Annotated in this window: 11 protein-coding genes; 9 read left to right on the forward strand and 2 right to left on the reverse strand. The window is 59.3% G+C overall.

Annotated features, from left to right (window positions below; all coding sequences use genetic code 11):
• Positions 1-1,872, reverse strand: a complete 1,872-nt coding sequence (locus NXS98_RS03855) for a c-type cytochrome (protein WP_283847154.1) — start codon at positions 1,870-1,872, stop codon at positions 1-3.
• 89 nt (positions 1,873-1,961) lie between these two features.
• Positions 1,962-3,113 carry a Gfo/Idh/MocA family protein gene (locus NXS98_RS03860; RefSeq protein WP_283847155.1) on the reverse strand — a complete coding sequence of 384 codons (1,152 nt, stop codon included), beginning with the start codon at positions 3,111-3,113 and terminating at the stop codon, positions 1,962-1,964.
• A 136-nt stretch (positions 3,114-3,249) separates the two neighbouring features.
• On the opposite strand from NXS98_RS03860, the gene NXS98_RS03865 reads away from it, so the two are divergent.
• From NXS98_RS03865 to NXS98_RS03905, 9 genes are all read left to right on the forward strand, one after another.
• Complete coding sequence (locus NXS98_RS03865) at positions 3,250-4,344, forward strand: glycosyltransferase family 4 protein (protein ID WP_283847156.1); 1,095 nt, start codon at positions 3,250-3,252, stop codon at positions 4,342-4,344.
• 330 nt (positions 4,345-4,674) lie between these two features.
• Entirely contained in the window at positions 4,675-7,374 is a 2,700-nt protein-coding gene (locus NXS98_RS03870; protein ID WP_283847157.1) for a DUF6600 domain-containing protein, read from the forward strand.
• Positions 7,375-7,425: 51 nt separating this feature from the next.
• On the forward strand, positions 7,426-9,480 hold the full coding sequence (gene uvrB, locus NXS98_RS03875) for an excinuclease ABC subunit UvrB (protein ID WP_283847158.1): 2,055 nt from the start codon (positions 7,426-7,428) through the stop codon (positions 9,478-9,480).
• Positions 9,425-10,393 (forward strand): rhomboid family intramembrane serine protease, encoded by a 969-nt coding sequence (locus tag NXS98_RS03880; RefSeq protein ID WP_283847159.1) that lies wholly within the window; start codon positions 9,425-9,427, stop codon positions 10,391-10,393. Before uvrB ends, NXS98_RS03880 begins: the two co-directional genes overlap by 56 nt.
• Positions 10,394-10,426: 33 nt before the next feature.
• Complete coding sequence (locus NXS98_RS03885; protein WP_283847160.1) at positions 10,427-11,449, forward strand: aldo/keto reductase; 1,023 nt, start codon at positions 10,427-10,429, stop codon at positions 11,447-11,449.
• A 202-nt stretch (positions 11,450-11,651) separates the two neighbouring features.
• A complete protein-coding gene (locus tag NXS98_RS03890; RefSeq protein ID WP_283847161.1) occupies positions 11,652-14,351 on the forward strand; it encodes an alkaline phosphatase family protein in 2,700 nt (899 codons plus the stop codon).
• A 45-nt stretch (positions 14,352-14,396) separates the two neighbouring features.
• Complete coding sequence (locus tag NXS98_RS03895; RefSeq protein ID WP_283847162.1) at positions 14,397-15,233, forward strand: DUF3299 domain-containing protein; 837 nt, start codon at positions 14,397-14,399, stop codon at positions 15,231-15,233.
• 239 nt (positions 15,234-15,472) lie between these two features.
• Positions 15,473-16,363, forward strand: coding sequence for a dihydropteroate synthase (locus NXS98_RS03900; protein ID WP_283847163.1), 891 nt, complete (start codon positions 15,473-15,475; stop codon positions 16,361-16,363).
• 258 nt (positions 16,364-16,621) lie between these two features.
• Positions 16,622-20,077 (forward strand): beta-helix domain-containing protein, encoded by a 3,456-nt coding sequence (locus NXS98_RS03905; RefSeq protein ID WP_283847164.1) that lies wholly within the window; start codon positions 16,622-16,624, stop codon positions 20,075-20,077.

Here is a 20,077-nt window from a genome sequence, read left to right on the forward strand (position 1 = left end):
TTAGAGCGACAACACAAAAGCCGCCAAATCTTCAATTTGTTGCGGAGTCAGGTGGGAGGTTTTGCCGTGGCGGTCCTGGCGGTTTTTGATGGTCAACACCTCCTGGATGGTGCGGGCGGAGCCATCGTGCAAATAGGGGGCGGTGCGCCAGAGTTCAATCAAGGTGGGCGTGTCAAACTCGGCGCTACGATCCAAGGGACCCTGCGTGCCCACATCGTAATGCTTCATATCGGTGTATAACCCCGGCGGATGGCACTGGGCACAGCCGGTTTGAGCGCTGAGAAACAATTTGCGCCCCCGTTCCGCGGCTTTGGAGAGCTTGCCGTTTTCCAGGTGGGGGCTGGGCAAGGGTTTTAATGTCTTCAACCATTCATCCATGGCGGTGGGGACACTTTCCGGCTGGACGGTGAATAGAATATGCCGGATGCCAGCGCGCACCGCCGTTTCGGCGGTGTCCCGGACGCCCATGGACATGGCGGGGGGCGTGCGATGGGAGAGCAACAGGCTTTTACTATTCTTGGGATTGCCGATGCCGTCATTTAATAAATCCCAGTTTAGTCCATCCACGCGTGCGTCAAACGAGTGGCAACTGGCGCAGGTTTGCCAGCCTTGAAAGCAGATGGTGGCATCGTTGAAATAAAACTCGCCCAGGCGCAGCACATCCATGGGTTGCTCCGGCCCCAAAGGCAACGCCTGCGCGCGCCAGACCGGGGCGCTGGTGTCCACCACGCTGAGGTTGTCGCTGAAATAATTGCCGGTGTACACGAGCCGGCCCACCACGGCCAGCGAGCGCGGCCCGTAGGCTTGCAGTTTTACGCGCGTCCGCAGCCCCACGAGGAACGAAAGGTCATTGGGGACGTCCGCCGCCACGCGCGAGGCGGCCGTGTAGTCAATCGTTTGCCCATTGGTGACCGAGGTGGGCATGGCGGCCAGTTTTTTCAGCAGACCTGCGGCATCAATCACGCTCAATTCATGAGTGCCGGCGTGAGTGACATACAAGGTGGCACTGTCTGCCGACCAAGCCACGGCGTAAGGATTGGCTGCGCCACTGTCCACACTGTCCACCAATACGGTATTAATGGCCTGGCGGGCGGCGGTATCAATCAGGGTAATGGCGCTGGTATTCATCCAGCCGCGCTCCAGTTGTGTGGTGGGCAAATGATACCTGGCCAGGGTGTGCGTCACGGCCACCCAGCGGCCGTTGGGGGACACCCGCAGGCCACAAAGCAGGCCGCTGCCGTTGGGCAGGGAAATCTCGCCGGCCAGTTGGCGAGTGGTGGTATCTATGATGGAAACCTTGGCGGCCACAATTTCAATATCGGCCCGGCCATCCTGGAGATGGTTGGCCACGTACAGCCAGCGGCCATCGGGCGTCAGGTCTGCGGCATAGGGTTCGCGTGGCACGCGCACTTGAAACACCGGCCGCCGGTTTTTAAGGGAGATGGCCGCCACCTCGTTCTGGAAACGGTGGCAGAGGTAAATTGTGCTGCCGTCCGGGCTTGGCACTGGGGCCATGGGATAATGGCCAACGGGTATGCTCTGGCTGATTTTTCCGCTGGAGGTGGCCATTACCACCAGCGTGCCGGCCGGCGCGGCGCAGGTGATGTATAATTCCGCGCCGTCTCGTGAAAGCGCCAAACCGGTGGGCGGGGCTGGCAGGGTCACACGCCTTGTCACCTCCTTGCGGACAACGTCATAAACCAGCAATTTGTTGGCCGTATGCGCCGCAACGTAGAGCGTGCGTCCGTCAGGGGAGGCCGCCAAATCAACTGGCGACAAATATTCCGCTGCGCCCGCGGCCATGCCTACGATGATTAAAGACAATGCCAACCACCCGTTCTGGATGCGCTTGCCACGCAAGGTAAACTTCATGTTCGGTTATTGTTTATGTGTTTGGACGAATCCCCCCGCCTGTTTTTTCAAAAAACCAATGTGTTTGCCCGGAAACATGCCTGGAGAAATCAGCGACTGAAGGACTTGGTGAAATCCTCCGCCGTGGCTTGCACCACTTTTTTCTCGAATCGGGATTCGGCGATAAGCTGATTCAATTTGGCTTCGTAGGCCGCACCGTCCAGGGGCAATTCGATGGTCTGCTGTGTCAGCGAGGAGTAGAGAATGGCGTTGGCCAGCTCCACACTGTGCATGCCCTCGGCGGCGGGCGAAATGAGCGGTGCGCCGTCCAGAATGGCATCCACAAAATTTTGCGTGATTTCATGATGGGCCGCGCCGGTGTTGGGGGCGGGAATTTCGACATTCCAGATTTCCGGGCGGGCAAAGCCAGCCTTGGACGTTTTGCTGAATTCCAGCATGGACACCTCATTGCGGGTAAAACTGATGCGGCCGCCTTCCAGAACGAGACGCCCGCGTTCGCCGACGATTTCCAGCCGGTTGGTGCCGGGCGCTTCGCCGGTGGAGGTGATGAACACCCCGGTGCCGCCGTTGGGGTACTCGAAATATGCAGTCACATTATCCTCCACTTCAATGTTGTGGTAGCGCCCGAGCTGGCAGAAGCCGCGCACCCGGCAGGGCGCGCCGGCCAGCCAGATGAGCATGTCCAGGTTGTGGGGGCATTGGTTGAGCAGCACGCCGCCGCCTTCGCCTTTCCAGGTGGCGCGCCAGCCGCCGCTGGCGTAATAGGCTTCCGTGCGGTACCAGTCGGTGACAATCCAGTTGGTGCGGACAATCTGTCCCAATTCGCCGGAAGCGATGAGGTGCTTGATGCGTTTATAGCGCGGGTCGGTGCGCTGTTGAAACATGGCGGCAAAGACCAGCCGCTTATCGGTGTGGGCTGCCAGCAGTCGCTCGCAATCCGCCTTGTGTACGGAAATGGGTTTTTCCACCAGGACATGGAGTCCATGCTGCAGCGCGTCAATACCAATCGTGGTGTGCAAGAAATGCGGGGTGGCAATGATGACGGCATCCACGGAACCGGAACGAATGAGGGCTTCGCTGCTATCAAAGGTTTTGAGCTGGGAATAAGCCGCCAGATTGGGTGCGTAGGAGTCGCTGACGGCGGTCAGCTCCGCGCGGGCCACCTGGCCTTTAAGCAGATAATCCGCGTGGAATCGCCCCATGTTGCCCATGCCGATGATGCCAAAGCGCACTTTATTCATAAACGGATTCGATTGCTTGCCGAAACTATTTCAAGCGTGGTGGCTGGGGGGCAAGCTTTTTCAACAAATGACTGGGCGCTTGCCTTGACTGCGCTGGGCCGCCACAATCCGCCGCACGGGCAGCATGCGGTTTTTAATGCTTAACTGGCGGGACCCCCTCAGCCCCAAAGCGGGTGGGGCCGAGCGTGTCTCCCTGGCGCACTTGCGCGAGCTGGTGCGCCGGGGGCATGAGGTTTGGTGGTTTTCCTACGCTTTTCCCGGAGGTTCTTCGCAGGAAGTCTATGATGGGATTCATCTGGTGCGTGCTGGTCAGATGTTTAAGGCGGTAGCCGCTGCCCGGCGATGGTATCGGCAACAGCCCCATTTTGACTTGGTCATAGACCAGCATCACGGCATCCCATGGTATGCTCCCTGGTGGTGCCGCACTCATTGTCTGGCCTATATCCACGAAGTGCTCGGCCCGATTTGGAACTCCTTTTATCCGGAGCCGACGGCCATCCTGGGCCGGTGGCAGGAGCGATTCACTCACTGGCTCTATCGGAATGTGCCATTTTGGACGGTTTGCCAGGGTACAGCGAATCAGCTTCGCCGCAGCGGGGTTAAACAGGTCTTCGTGTTTTACAATGGCATTCACACCCAAGCCTTGCCCCAGCTTGAACCCAAACCTTTGTCGGCGCCGTTGCGCCTGATTGTTGTTTCGCGGCTGGCCCCCAATAAACGTATTGACCATGCGATTCAGGTTCTGCCCATTTTGCGGCAGGCAGGGGTGCCGGCGCAGTTGACCATCGTCGGTGGCGGTGAAGATGAGTCCCGGCTGCGGTCTTTGGTGCAATCTCTCGGTCTGGTGGCCGAGGTGCATTTTACCGGCCCGCTTTCCGAAAACGCCAAGGATGAACAGCTCCAGCAGGCCCATCTCATGCTGCATGCGTCGGTGCGGGAAGGCTGGGGCCTCAATGTGATTGAAGCCAACGCCATGGGCACTCCTGCGGTGGTGTATCCGGTGATTGGTTTGGCTGAATCCACCCTCCACCGCCAGACTGGCTTAGTGGTGGAGGAAGAGACGCCTGCGGCCTTGGCGCGGGGAGTGATTTACTTCTGGAAACAACCTGAAGAATACGAAAAATGCCGCCGCGCAGCGTGGGAACGAGCGCGGACGTTGCATTGGGACCACATTCTGCCTCGTACTTGTGACTGGTTGGAGTCCATGGCTCAGGGCCCGGCAACGCAATGAGTCTGGCTTGGCTCAGGTTGCGCGGGGGTACTCTTGAAAGCGGGAGGGGCCTTTTCCAAGGCGGCTTACACAAATTTATGAATTTGAGAGCAATCCAATCTGGTCTGCCATGAAGGAAGCATTCACGCCAAATTGTCTGAGTTTTCTAAGTTATTGTGCTGCAAATATTTGCAGATGGGCAGCCTATGCTGAATAATGCAACAAATGGGAATGTCTAATCTTTGGAATGAATAACAGGCCGCAGACTCGATGGGAGCGGCTGGCAAAAGCCAGGGAGATGTATTACCCTAGAGGAGCGGCCATAACCGGCAGCCTGGCTGCCTGTAGTTTATGAAAACACCTTTTCGACGAATGCTGCAAGGCTTGGGAGTCTTGTTGCTGGTGCCGTTGTTAAATGCCTGTTACGAGGACCAAGCTGCCACGACTTCCACGGCAGCCATGACGGGCAGCGTTTCCAATGCACCGGTGGCGCCGGCGGCTCCGGTGGCCCCACCGGCCCCCGTTGTTTCCAACGCCCCGGTTTTGGCGGCGGCCGTGAACACCAATGCGCCGGGCACCAATGCTGTGCCGGATGGGGAAGTCTTGTTCAAGAAACAATTCGATCCATCCACCCTCAACCTCTCGCCGGGAGTGGCGGACATTGTCAAAATGGCGCAATCCGGGGTTTCGCCTGCCATTATGTTGGAGTTTATCAACCAGGCACCCCATGCCTTTCCGTTGACGGCGGACGAGATTGTTTATCTCAACGACTTGGGCATTCCGGAAGATGTCATTAAAGCGATGCTGCGGAAAGAAGGGCCAGCACCGGTGGCTCAACCCGCGCCACCTTCTGCATCCACCAACCAAGCCCCACAACAAACCACCACCCCTGCGCCAGCCCCAGCGCCTCCACCGCAGGCACAGCCGCAGCCTGCTCCGGACCAGAGTCAGGCCGCCCAAACATCCGCTGGCACCACGGTGGTGCAACAACCGGTCTATGTCACTCAACCGCAGACGGTGGTGACCTACCAGTATTTTTATGACTCATTGGCGCCTTATGGCACGTGGTATTACGTAAGCGGATACGGCTATTGTTGGCGGCCTACTGTAGCGGTGGTTCACGTGGACTGGCGTCCCTATTGCCATGGTGGGCGCTGGGTATATACCACCTACGGGTGGTATTGGCAGTCGGATTACACTTGGGGCTGGGCGCCCTTCCATTATGGCCGCTGGCATCTGCATGCTTCGTACGGATGGCTGTGGGTGCCGGATACCGTTTGGGGGCCTTCCTGGGTGACCTGGCGGTATGCTGATGGTTATTGTGGTTGGGCACCGCTGCCACCGGGGGCACATTACACAGTTGGCGTAGGGTTCACCTACCACGGCAGCCGGGTGAGTGTAGGGTTTGGTTTCGGGCTGGGGCATGCCCATTACACCTTCGTGAGTGCGCGCCATTTCACTTCGCCCCACGTGCACCAATACGCGGCTTCGGTGCAGCAGGCGCAGACCATCTACAACAACACCACCATCATCAACAATTACATCCACGGGGATAACAACACCATCATCAACCGGGGTATAGCGCGTGAGGAAATCGTCCGCCATACGCGGGCGGACATTCCTACGCTGGCCGTGCGGGATTTGCCGGCCAATGAACGTGCGAACCTGCGGCCGGACCGGGTGGCCCGCGAGGGCAATCAAGCAGTGGTCTATCGGCAAACCTTGCCGTCGGTCAGTCCGGCAGTGGATAAAGGAAGTGCGCCGCAAGTCAAAGCCCCCGCGCCCGCGGTGGCCGTTTTGAGCCGTGAGCAACGGGCGGCCAACGTGGCCAATCTCGCGGGGGGCAGCAGCCAGCCAGTGGCGCCAACCGATATCAGCAATGGCAAGACCCGTACTGGCATCGCCCCTTCAGTCCCAACACCACCCGCCGCAGGCAGTCCCAACGCGGGCTTGGACTCTCGTTCACCCAATGTGCGCCCGCCTGGCGGCACAGATGCTTCGGGGCAAGTCTTGGTTTCTCCGCGCGGACGGGGAGCGCGGGGCGGAACGACCACCGGCGTCACCCCTGAACCCTCGGGAACTCCGTCAGGAGGAGGGGAGCGCACCCGTCCCAATGCTGGTGATCGAGGTACCCCTTCGGGCAACACCTATACACCCCCCCGCCGTGATTTAAGTCCCGCGGCGCCCACAGCGCCGTTGGCGCCCTCGGCTCCCGCCGCCGCCGATCCCGCAAAACCTTCGGTGCCCAGTTACACCCCGCCTTCGCCCAGTTATACGCCACCCATGCGGCGCGAAACGCCAGGCACTCCGGCGACACCCTCCACTCCCAGCTACACGCCGCCCACGCGGCGGGAGACTGCGCCTGCTCCCTCCACTCCTTCTTCTCCCAGTTATACCCCGCCAGCGAGAAGGGAAACGGCGCCAGCCCCAGCCACTCCCAGCTATACCCCACCGGCCCGGAGGGAAGTTGCCCCTAATCCCACCACTCTTTCCCCGCCCAGTTATACCCCGCCAGCGAGAAGGGAGACGACGCCAGCGCCGTCCACGCCCAGTTACACGCCGCCGGCCCGGCGAGAGGCCCCTGCGCCTCCCAGTAGTTCGTCTTACGTACCTCCGTCCAGGAATGATAACCGCTCGGCGGTGGCCTCCAGTGTGCCGGCTGCTCCTCCGTCTCCATCATATACGCCGCCAGCACCTGTTGCGCCGCCCGCGCCCAGCCGTCCGGCCGTCACACCTTCCGCGCCACCAACGCCCAGCTACACGCCGCCCGCGCGTCCCGAAACGCGAAGGCCGGCTCCCATTAACCCGCCGGCCTATGAACGTCCGGCCAATCCGCCGCCCACACCTGCATATAATCCACCGGCACGCCCATCATTGCCCGCACCTTCACCGTCCTACACCCCACCGGTGCGCAGCCTGACACCCAGCGCGCCTCCGCCTCCCAGCTATACGCCGCCCGCAGCGGCACCTTCGCGCGGGGGCACGCCAGCTTATACCCCGCCCTCCAGCGGTGGGGGTGGCGGCGGTGAACCTTCCCGCCGCAACCGTTGAGGGCTGGCGTGCGTTGACAGGCCGCGGGGCGGGGCCTAGTGTTGGCATGACATGCTTGAACTTGAGGCGCCTTACCAGCCCGCGGGAGACCAGCCGACGGCCATTGAGCAATTGTGCCGTTTTCTGGAGGCTGGGCACCGTCATCAAACTCTCCTGGGTGTGACTGGCTCCGGCAAGACCTTTACCATTGCCAATGTCATTCAACGGGTCCAAAAGCCCACCCTGGTCATTTCTCATAATAAAACGCTGGCTGCCCAGCTTTACGCGGAGTTCAAAACCTTTTTTCCGCGCAATGCGGTGGAATACTTTATCAGCTATTTTGATTATTATCAGCCCGAGGCCTACATCCCACGCACGGACACCTATATTGAAAAAGATTCCAGTATCAACGAGGCCATTGAGCGCATGCGCCTCTCCACCATGAGCTCGCTGTTTACGCGCTCCGATGTGATTGTGGTGGCCAGCGTTTCGTGCATTTACGGCATTGGCAGCCGCGAGGATTACGAGGCCATGATTGTCAAAGTGCGTGTTGGTCAGGAAATGACGCGGGAGCAACTCCTCGAGGGGCTGGTTAATTTGCAGTACAATCGTAATGATATCGAGTTCACCCGCGGCCAGTTTCGGGTGCGCGGCGATACGGTGGAGATTTACCCGGCAGGGACCGAGGACGCGCTGCGCGTCGAGTTTTTCGGCGATGTCATTGAACGCCTGACCCGGTTTGAGCCGCTCACGGGCCATCGCGTGGAAGCGCTTCAGGCGGCCACCATTTTCCCGGCCAAACAGTTTGTCACGCCTGCCGAGAAATTACGCCCGGCTTTGCTGGCCATTCGGGAGGAATTGTCGGAGCGCATCGCCTGGTTTGAAAAGCACAACAAATTGATTGAGGCTCAGCGCATTAAAATGCGCACGGAATATGATCTGGAGATGCTGGAAGAGATGGGCTTCTGCCCGGGGATTGAAAATTATTCGCGCCATCTGGCGGGCCGCCCGCCCGGCTCCCGGCCCTGCACGTTGTTGGATTTTTTTCCGCGGGACTATCTGCTGATTATTGATGAATCTCATGCCACCGTGCCGCAAATTGGCGGGATGTACGCGGGGGACCGCTCGCGTAAACAAGTGCTGGTGGATTATGGATTTCGGCTGCCCAGCGCCCTGGACAATCGCCCGCTGAATTTTGAGGAGTTTCAATCGCTGCAAGGGCAGACCATTTATGTCAGTGCCACGCCCGGGGAACGAGAACTGACCTGGAGCGAGGGCCGCGTGGCTGAGCTGATTGTCCGGCCCACGGGTTTGTTGGACCCCAAGGTCACCGTCAAGCCGCTGCGGGGCCAGATAGATGACTTGATTGAGGAGGCCCGCAAGCGGGTGGAGCGCAAGGAGCGCGTGCTGGTTACCACGTTGACCAAACGCACGGCGGAGGAGCTGACCGATTATTTGCGGGACATCGGCATCAATGTGCGCTACCTGCACAGCGAGATTGACGCGCTGGAGCGTGTGGAAATCTTGCGCGATTTGCGCCGGGGCGCATTTGACGTTTTGGTGGGCATCAATCTGTTGCGTGAAGGGCTCGATTTGCCTGAGGTATCGCTGGTGGCCATACTGGATGCCGACAAGGAAGGTTATCTGCGCAGCACCACCAGCTTAATTCAAACCGCTGGCCGCGCGGCGCGCCACCTCCATGGCGAGGTCATTTTGTATGCGGACGTCATGACGCAAAGCATCCAGAAGTTTCTGGAGATTTCGCGTTACCGCCGGCAAAAGCAGGAGGAGTACAACCGCCGGCATAACATCACGCCCCGCAGTGTCAGCCGGGCGCTGGAGACCGGGCTGGCGGAGCGGGAGCACCAACACGAGACGGCGGCAGCGGTGTTGCGGGAAACGGCAGGCGATTTGGATTTGCAGGAAACCCTGCGGGAACTGGAGGAGGAAATGTTGACTGCGGCAAACAATCTGGAGTTTGAAAAGGCCGCGTTGCTGCGGGACCAGATTCGCGAACTTCAACGTTTAGCGGGGCAGGGCGGGGCAGCCATGGGGGGGCGGCAGGTAAATTATGGCCGACGCTCGAATACCGGCGGCCGCCGACGCCCCGCAAAAAAAGTGGTTTAAGCTCCAGATTCACAGCATATTGTCTCACGACATGCGGCAAATTGGGATCATAGCCAACGAGAGCCAGGCGCGGATATTCAGCCATTGCCTAGTGGCCAAAGGCATTGCCAACGAGGTCGAGGCCGAAGGGCCGAACCAGTGGGCCGTGTGGGTGCACGACGAAGACCGGCTGGCCGAAGCGGCCGGTTTGCTGCAACGCTTTCTTTCCAATCCCACCGCCACCGAATGGAAGGAAGCCGCCCGCCAGGCCGCGCGATTATTGGAGGAGGAGCAGCGGGAACTGCGGGAATATGCCAAACGCGTTCACAACAGCGAGGAAGTCCTGCCCCGCTATCGCCCTTTTGGCGCGGGATTGATGACCCTCATCCTCATCGGCATTTGTGCGTACGTGGCGGTCCTTTCCAAGGCGGGAAAAAACATGGAGGCGATAATCCCGTTGATGATTGCCAACCCCATGAAATGGGCGGGCCAGCTTACCGAGGTCCGGCAGGGGGAATTCTGGCGGTTGATTACTCCCATCTTCATTCACTACGGGCCATTGCATCTGATTTTCAACATGCTTTGGCTGTTTCAGCTTGGCTCGCTTATCGAGGCGCGCAAAGGCAGTCTTTATTTCCTGCTCATGGTGGGCGTGATTGCCATCGGCTCAAACCTGGCACAATACCTCATGGTCAATCCTCGCTTCGGCGGCATGTCCGGGGTGGTTTATGGGCTTTTTGGTTATGCCTGGATGCGCGGCAAATATGACCCATCCTCCGGGATGACGCTCGCCAGCGAAGTGGTGCTGTTGATGCTGCTGTGGTTTGGGGTTTGCTGGTTTGGGCTCGTGGGACCGATTGCCAACGCGGCCCACACGGCGGGTTTGGTCATGGGCATGGGATGGGGATTCCTTTCCGCCAAGCTGCGTCACTGATGGTTTTTCGGACTAGAACTTCCTTATAACTTTATGAAACGCCGGAACTTCCTCGCCACCATGGCCGCCGCAACGGCGGGAGCAGCCGTTTTGCCGCAATCCCTGGGCGCCGCGGACACCACCGCTCCGGCCCGGGACCGCCTGGGGCCACTGCTGCCGACGCGGCCGCTGGGGAAAACCGGCATCCGCGTGACCGCCTTTTGTCTTGGCGGCCATCACGCGGAGTTGGGCCGTACGCCGGCCGAGACTCAAGCCATCATCGAGGCCGCCCTGGAACAAGGGTGCCGTTTTTTTGACAACGCTAAAAATTACAGCAACGGCGAGGCGGAGCGCCGGTATGGGCAATTTCTCGTCCCCAAATATCGCGAGCTGGTTTTTCTCATGACCAAGAGCAGCGCGGCTACGGCAGCGGAAGCGCGGAAGGAATTGGAAGGCTCGCTGTCGCGCATGAAGTGTGACTACCTCGACCTCTGGCAAATCCATCATATTACCTCGCCGGAGGACGTTGAAAACCGTCTCAAAAATGGCGTATTGGATGTTTTTCTGGAGGCCAAGCGTTCGGGCAAAGTGCGATTCATTGGTTTTACCGGCCACTCCAATTATCAGGCGCACCTTCGGATGCTGGCCTGGCTGCAAAAGCGCGGTATCGAATTGGATACCTGCCAGATGCCCATCAATTTGTGCGACCCCCATTACGAATCTTTCATTGTGAACGTGTTGCCCCTGCTGCAAGAGCGCAAATACGGCATATTGGCCATGAAAACCATGGCTTATGGCACCATGGTGGGGAAACCGGGCTTTGGCGACAAACCGCATCCCAATCCTCCGACGCGCTCCGGCATCACGCCGCGTCAGATGCATGAATACGTGTATTCCCTGCCCGTGGCCGCGCTGGTCAGCGGTTGCACCACCCCGGCTGAAGTTGTGGAAAACACCACCTGGCTGCGCGAGTTCAAGGGCATGGACGAGGCGGAGCGCAAACGCTTGTTGACGCTCGCCGCCAAACACGCTGGCCAGTCGCTCGAAAGCTATAAAAGCCCTCCCAAACAGGGATGAGTCTCGGCGGGGCCATTGACGCCCATCATTAACGAACAACCGGACCGCGGACTGGGCGTAGCCATAACGTGACTTCAAATTGCGCTTGGAAGAGCGCACTTACAGGCCCCCCGTTGTCCACCGTGAGACCGTCTTCGCCCCAATGGCGGCAGCGGCAGGGATTTGCCTTTTCGCAGAACGCCACTTTTGATTTTCTTGGGTCATGACGCTATCCACTTTGGCACGTTCGTCAGGCTATCTGGAGTTGGCCCTGGTATATTTTCTTCTTTCAAACGTCGGTTTTGCCGCGCCGGATTTCCATGCCACGCAAGAAACTGTGGGTCCGGCAGGCAGGAATCGCTATGTGACGCCGGCCAACCAGGTGCTTACCCCCGCAGGTCTGCATGTGTTGCTGCCCGGGACTCGCCCCCAAGCGCTGGCTCTAAGCCCGGATGGCAGACTGCTGGTGATTACAGGCAAAACCAACGCCCTCCTGGTGCTCGACCCGCGGACTGGGGCGCTTCGGCAAACTGTGCCTATGCCTTCAGAAAAGGCTTTGGACCCGGAGCCGGGTCCGGTGTCCACTCACATCCTGTCACCGGACAAATCCGCTCAGGTCAGTTATACCGGTCTGGTGTTCTCGCCTGATGGCACCCGGCTTTATCTCGCCAATGTCAACGGGAGCATCAAGGTGTTTTCGGTGGATCCTCACGGGCACGTTGCCGCGCTCTTTACCATGCCTCTGCCGGAGGTCAATGCCGAGGGCCGCAAGGCCGAAATTCCGGCCGGGTTGGCAATATCTGCGGACGGTCGGCGATTGTATGTGGTGCTGAATCTCTCGAATCAACTGGCCGAACTGGATGCACTCACCGGCAAGCTTTTGCGCACCTGGCCGGTCGGCGTGGCACCGTATGACGTCCGCCTTCATGGCCACCGTGCCTTTGTAAGCAATTGGGGCGGACGCCAGCCCGGCACCAATGATGTCACTGGCCCGGCGGGGCGCGGTTTTCTTGTTCGAGTGGACGCCACCCGTTACATTGCCAGTGAAGGCTCCGTGACGGTTATTGATCTGGCTGCCAACCGGGTGGAGCGGGAAATTCTCTCCGGCCGTCACGCCTCGGGCATGGCTCTTTCGCCTGATGGCCGCCATCTCTGCGTGGCCAATGCGGCCGAGGATACCATTAGCGTTATCGAAACGCATTCCGGGCGGCTGGTGGAAAACTTCACTGCCCGCCAGCATCCTGCGGATTTATTTGGCGCCGCCCCCAATGCGCTGGCTTTCGGGCGGGATGGCCGCACGTTGTATGCCTGCAACGGCTCGCAAAACGCCGTGGCCGTGTTTGATTTCAAACCCGGCCGAAGTTCGTTGCGCGGATTGATTCCCGTCGGCTGGTATCCGGGGGCGCTGGTGTATGACCGGCAGCGCGACACGCTCTATGTCGCCAACATCAAGGGCATCGGTTCAGGGGCAATCCTTTCTCCTGGCACAAAGGGAAAATACAACAGTCATCAGTATCTTGGTTCCCTCTCCATCGTGAAAGCGCCTGGACGCGCAGCCTTGCAAGAGATGACCCGCGTGGCCTTGCAAAACATGCGCTATCCCTTGCTGCGCGAAGCTGCCCGGCCCCCACGGCCCAACCAGCCGCCCCGGCCGGTGCCCGAGCGAGTGGGTGAACCCAGCGTTTTCAAACACGTCGTGTATATCATCAAAGAGAATCGCACTTACGACCAGGTGCTGGGGGATATGCCGGAAGGGAGGGGGAATGCTGAGTTGTGCATTTTTGGGGAGAAAATCACGCCCAATCACCACGCACTGGCGCGTGAATTTGTGCTGCTGGACAATACCTACTGCTCCGGCATCTTGAGCGCAGATGGCCATCAATGGACCGATACCGGCATCACCACCGACTACATGGAGAAATCTTTTGCCGGTTTCCCGCGCAGCTATCCCGATGGCATGGAGGACGACGACATAGACGCGCTGGCCTATTCACCCGCGGGATTTATCTGGGACCTGGTCATGGGGCATGGCAAGACCTTCCGCACTTATGGCGAATTCGCCATTGCGGACAAATTCTGGCTGGATCAACGCCGCGGCCCGAAACCTTCCTGGATGGATGCCTACCGTCAATTCCTTGGCCTCACGAACGGCATCCACATCAGCAGCCGGCCTGCCATCGAATCGTTGCGGGACCATCTGGCCACCAACACGGTGGGCTGGGATATGGATATTCCTGATGTTTTTCGTGCGGCGCAATTCATCCACGAACTGAAGGAATTTGAGCGCACCGGGCGGTTTCCTCACCTGGTGATGATTTGCCTGCCCAATGACCATACCAGTGGCACCAAGGCCAACAGTCCCACGCCTGCCGCCTACATGGCCGACAATGACCTTGCCCTGGGGCAGATTATTGAGGCCATCAGCCACAGCCGCTTCTGGAAAGAGACCTGCATTTTTGTCATTGAAGACGACCCACAAAATGGCTGGGACCACATTAGCGGTTATCGCACGGTGGCCTTTGTGGTCAGTCCTTACACCAGGCGCCGCGCAGTGGTAAGCACGCAGTACAACCAGACCAGCATCCTGCGCACCATTGAATTGATACTCGGCCTGCCGCCCATGAACCAACTGGATGCCACGGCCACGCCGATGTTTGATTGCTTCATGTTAACGCCGGACTATACGCCCTACCAAGCCCGGCCCAACAACATCCCGCTTGATGAGTTGAACCCTCCGCCCAAACGAGTGGAAAATCCGTTGTTGCGCCGCTACGCTCAGGCCTCCGCGCACCTGCCGCTGGAGCAGGTGGACCGCTGCCCGGAGGACTTGCTCAACCGCATCCTCTGGCACGCCATGAAAGGCCCGAATGCTCCATATCCTGCCTGGGCCGTGCGACTGGTCAAAGACGACGACGATGACTAGGGCCAGGCTGGCGATGGCTTGCTAAACGGATGGTTTTAAGCCAGTTTGGTAACCACGTTGCGATTCCTGGTGCAGGACTATCAACCATCGTACAACAAGCGCGCACGGGGCGAATCCCTCTGGGCCAAGCTGGTCATTGCGCTGGTGTTTTTATCCACGTTGGCGCTTACCTTATGGCTTTGGCGGCGCGAAGCGGCTCCCGTGGTCAATGTCGGGGAGCTGCAGGGTGACCCCATTGTGCCGCTGTCCACGAATACTCCCGGGGCGTCCAAAAAGGTCCGTTACAAGCCTGGCTCCCTGCCGCAACGGCTGGTTCAATTCCAATATCGGGTGGAGCGCCAGGGGCTTACCAGTGCGTTCAGTGCCGAGCTCAAAATGGACAACCTGCCACCGGGGTTTGTCATTTATACCAATGACGTGAGCCTTCCCACCTCGCTGGTGCCAGACAACCGCGGCTATGTGACGCTGGGATTCGACTACCTCTCGGGCTTTCCTTTTGCCCTGGAGCCTGACCTGGCGGATGGGCGGCGTAATCCCGCTTTGGCCGGGGAAAAAGTCCGCGCCCAGATTCCTGAACACATCCGGCGCTTGGACCAGCGCCTGGTGCGTTTGCGGGGATTTCTGGTGCCGGTCCGCATGGATGAGGAACTGGCGGTGGAATTTCTTTTAATGCGTGACCAAACGCTTTGTTGCTATGGCAAGGTTCCCCGGGTCAATGAATGGGTACATGTCCAGGTGAAGGGGCGTGGGGTCAAGCCCATCATGGATATTCCCATCACGGTGGAGGGGCTGTTGCGCGTTGGCGACCGGTGGGAAAATGGTTACTTTGCCGGCATCTATTTTCTTCATGCCAATAGCGCTGCCTTCGACCGAAGAGAGTAATTCCAAGGAACGTCTCAAGGGGAGTAGGCCCTTTGTTTTTTTTCCTGTCCACCAGTGTTTCAAGGCACAATCCGTGCGGCCGCTCCATGCCCGGGAAAAATGGAAGGGCGGGCGTGGCATGTTTATATCTATGACATTGGTCACATTGCCTTTCCAGGTGAACTTCTAAAAACCGTCGGCTGCGCTCCCCCAGCAATCCCGATTTGTGGTCGAGCGCGAAATGGATTAAGGTGAAGGGCATGTTGCACTTAAAGGCTTTGCGCGATTTGTGGGAACGTGATCCGGTGGCGGCAGAGGCGCGGGTGCGCGAATTTGATCTGGGCGGTCGCCGTTTTCAATTCAACCAGCGGCCCGAAATCATGGGGGTCATCAATTTGTCTCCAGGCTCATGGTATCGCGAAAGCGTTTGCCTGAGCGCCGAGAGCGCCATCCGCCGCGGCAAGGTATTGTACGAGCAGGGGGCGGCAATTGTGGATGTGGGCGCGGAATCCACGCTGGCGCACACGGAACGCGTGGATGAGCTGCGCCAGCAGTCTTTGCTCCTGCCGGTGGTGGAAGGTCTGAGCCGGGCAGGGGTGCTGGTCTCAGTGGAGACCTACCATCCGGCGGTGGCGCGCGCCGCTTTGGAGGCGGGGGCCAGGGTGTTGAATCTTACCGGCACCGAGCGGGCAGAGGAATGTTATGCCGTGGTGGCGGCGCATGCAGCCGCTGTCATTTTGTGTTATGTGCAGGGGCCCAATGTGCGGGAAGTGGGTGACTTTGATTTACAGGCGGATCCCATTCCCATGATGTACGAGTATTTTGCGCGCGAGATTGAGCGCGCCACACGCGCCGGGGTGGAGCGCATTTTCGTTGATCCCGGCCTGGGTTTTTACTATCGCAACCTGCAAGACAGCGCTGTGCGAGTGCGGCACCAGATGAAGGTGTTTCTCAACACCTTCCGGCTGCGCACTTTGGGGTTTCCCATTTGCCATGCGCTGCCACATGCCTTTGAATATTTTGGCGAGGAAGTGCGTTGCGCCGAGCCTTTTTTCTGTGTGCTGGCAGCCTTGGGGAAAACGGACTTGTTCCGCACGCATGAGGTGCCGCGCATTCGGGCGGTCCTGGAGACGATGAAGGTTTGGGAATGACCAGAGGAGCGGTATGCAGCTCCCCACCGATGAGCTGGGCTGCGTGCCTTTTCCATCCATCTTCGCTACTGGCTTCAGTCGCAGCGGTGGACCTCCCAAGAAGCCTCAAGAGGCGCGCCCATCAGTTTAAGCTGGGCCACCAGGGGTCTGCTAACTGATGAACTCGGATAACCTAAAAGTGGTACAGCGCGCTCGCACCAAACATTGGCAGGATGCCAGGATCGTGCGATAGTGATTCACATGAAGCTATTTTGTGGCATGATGAGGTCCGCCTTTTGGTGCGGCCTGGTGGGTGTGGTGACGGGCCTGGCCGTTTGGGCGCAAACGCCCCTGGTCATCAATGGCGTGACTGACAAGTCCACCTATAACAACAGCGTCACTTTTCGTGTTCTCTCTGAAACGGGTTACACCTATCAGGTATTGTTTAACGGCGTGCCGATTCCCACGGATGTGGACGTGGTGGTGACCAACATGGATTATCATGAATTGTGGGTCAGCCGTACCAACACCGCAACTTTTGTCGTGACCAATCGCCTCGTTCGTTTCATTGTTTTATCCACCCAACGTGGCAGTCCTGAGAAGGGGCTGCCCATGTGGACGCCCCTGCCGCCCATTCCCTCCACGGCAGCGGAGTGTGCCGGGGCGGGATTGGAGCTATGGCTGCCTTCGGTTTATCCGCAAGGGCTGCCCATACCGGTGGTGGCCAGGGTGACCGCTGCCGGGGACCGCGTGCGGCGTGTTAACGGTTGGGCTGCTGCGCCGGACTTTGAAACCACGCCGTTGCCAGTGATTCGCGGGCATGGCTCAGTTCTGCTGCCGCCCGCCACACAGGAGGGGACGTTGACTTTCGCTCCCAACCTGGCCGGGCTGGCCGCCACCCAAACGGTGGAGATTGAAGCGCAGACAGTTTGGACCCCTGTCAGCGGCACGCTTACCGGCGCGGTCCATTGGCCAGAAAACAGCCGCATCCATCTGACAGGGCATTTGAACATTGCCACCAACGCAGTGCTGACGGTGGGAGCGGGCACGGTGATTCGTTTAAGTCCCCTGGTCACCATCACCAACGGCGGCTCGATGTTTTTGAACGGAACGGCAGAGCGTCCCATTGTCTTGACGGCCACGAATGTCGTGTGGCCGGAGGTGCCTGCCGGCGCTTGGGGTGGGTTTATTTTGCGCGGCACCAATGCCCAACTGACAGCCAATTACACCATCATGGCAGGGGGGGGAGGAGCCACGAGCTTCAATTTTTCGCCGGGCGCCAGCCATCGCAGTGAACAAGCGGTCTTGTTGGTCCATTCTGGTGCCCGGGCTTATTTAACCAATTGCGCCATTATTCACACGGCGGGACAAGTGGGCAATGGCTACAATTGCGAATTAATTGTGGAGCGCTGCCATTTTCAGCGTGCCATCACCGGGGGGGAATACTCCGGCAGCAGCAGTTACATCCTGATTAACAACAGCGCCGTGTTTGAATTTCCCAAGGACGACGGCGTGGTGGATGCCAATATTGCTGATGCGGATTACGACGGAGTTTACTTCACAGAAGGCACCCACATTTTGCAAAACAGCCTGTTTGGCTTTGCCAAGGACGACGCCATTGATTCGGGCAGTGGCGGCGCCGGCACTATGTGGGTGAGCAATTGCTGGGTGGAATCCGCGCTGCACGAGGCGCATGCATGGTCCGGCGGAGGACGCCAAGCCTGGACGTATGACTCTGTGCTCATCAACAGCGGCCAGGGCATTGAGTGCGGATGGAGCACGGGCGAAAACAGTCCGCTGTGTTTTGCCGAGCGTTTGCTGACCACTGCCAACGGCGTGGGGGCGCGGGTGGGTGACAATTATGACTGGAGTTACAATGGCTTTCTATGGCTCACCAATTCGCTGATTCTCCATAATTACCGGGATATCTTCCTTAAAACCTGGAATGGTGTGGGCAGCGGCCTTAACGCGGTTTCATGGGAAGACCGCGTGTCTCAGGTGGATTTTCAGAGCAACCTGGTGACCACGGTAGATGTCCGTTTCCCCGGCAACGCTCCATGGGACCCTGGATTGCATGCCGAGAGATTGGCGCACTTCATGACCACGCCGCCCGGCGCGCCGGTGGGTGTCGGGCTGGCCTTGCGCACCAATCGCCTTGCGCTTGCCAGCCTCTTCAATGGTGTGCCAGTGCGACTGAGCAGTTTTACCACCAACATCGTGAGGGTAAGTTACGCCTGGGTGAGCGGTAACACCGATTTATCCTCTGGACGTTTAACTTTTTTACCAGGTGAAACCGTCAAGCATGTTTTCCCGCACGACTTCGATTTGGTCACAGTTACCAACCTGGCCTTGGAATTGCGGAATCCGGAGCAGGCTGAAATCACCGGCCTGGCCCGCGTGACCGCTGCAGGCGTGGTGTCTCGTCCTCAAGTATCGCTGGCGGTGGTGACCAATACGCTTTCCGCGTGGCGGCTGACGGAGGGGGTATTTGTGCAGCTTTCCTCGCCATCAGCCTTGCCGGTGACGCTTCATTATCAATTCACCGGCTCCAATGAGGTGGTGCAGGCGGGGACCGTGGTGTTGCCGCCTAATACGCTTCGTACCCGTCTATTTCTCACTAATGCCCTTCCTTTTGACTATGATTTTCTGGAACTGACGGTGAGCGAGCCGGGCAATGCCACCTTGGTCGGCATTACCAACGTTGTCTATGCCCATACCACGGTACCTTTGCGCATTGCGCTGCCATCGGCAGGACCCCTGCCTCTCGTTCAAATAACAAATGGGATTCCAATAACACTTAATGCGCCGGCAGGGCAGGGGGTGAGCGTGGATTTTTCCGTGGTGGGCAATCGCACGGGGGCCACCAATGGGACGTTGGCTTTTGTGCCGGGCGCCGTCAGTGCCCTGTTGCAGGCGCCCACCGTGCCCGTGGCCGACAATGATTTCGTGCTGGTGACCCTGGCCCGGCCAGTCCAGGCCAGCTTGAGCACGCCGGCGCAGGTGGTGTATGTGCGGATGCCGGAGCGGCCGCCGCTGACCAACACGCTGTTGATTGCCCGGGGGAGCAACACGGTGTGGCGCTACTATGCGTTGTCGAACGCGCCGCCCACCAACTGGCATGCGCTGACCTTCAATGACAGTAGCTGGCCGACGGGGCGGGCGGAGTTGGGGTATGGGGATGGGGATGAGGTGACGGTGGTGCCGAACAACGGGCAGTTGACGACCTATTTTCGGCGGAGCTTTGTGGTGGCGGAGCCGGGGGCGTACACGAATTTGTTTTTGTGGCTGCTGCGGGATGACGGGGGGGTGGTGTATCTCAATGGGCGGGAGGTGTATCGGAGTCCGAATGTGCCGGCGGGGCCGGTGGGGCACACGACGACGACGGTCAGCGGGCAGAATGGGGAGAACACGGTGGATACGAATGTGGTGAGCGCGGGGGTGTTGGTGGCGGGGACGAATGTGGTGGCGGTTTCGATTCATCAGGCGGGGGCGACGAGTTCGGACATGAGTTTCAATTTTGAGCTGTGGGGGATAGCGGCGCCGCGGGTGCCGGAGCCGCTGCCGTTGTATTACGGGGTGGGGGGTGAGGGGCTGGTGTTGGCGTGGGGGGATGGGGAGTTTCGGCTGGTGCAGGCCACCAATGTGGCGGGGCCGTGGGTGACCAACAGCCTGCCCGGATGGTATCGGGCGGGATTCACCAACCCCGAATCTTACTTCCGCCTGGTGCGGCCATGA

Origin of the sequence: Fontisphaera persica (assembly GCF_024832785.1) — a bacterium.
GTDB classification, from domain to species: domain Bacteria; phylum Verrucomicrobiota; class Verrucomicrobiia; order Limisphaerales; family Fontisphaeraceae; genus Fontisphaera; species Fontisphaera persica.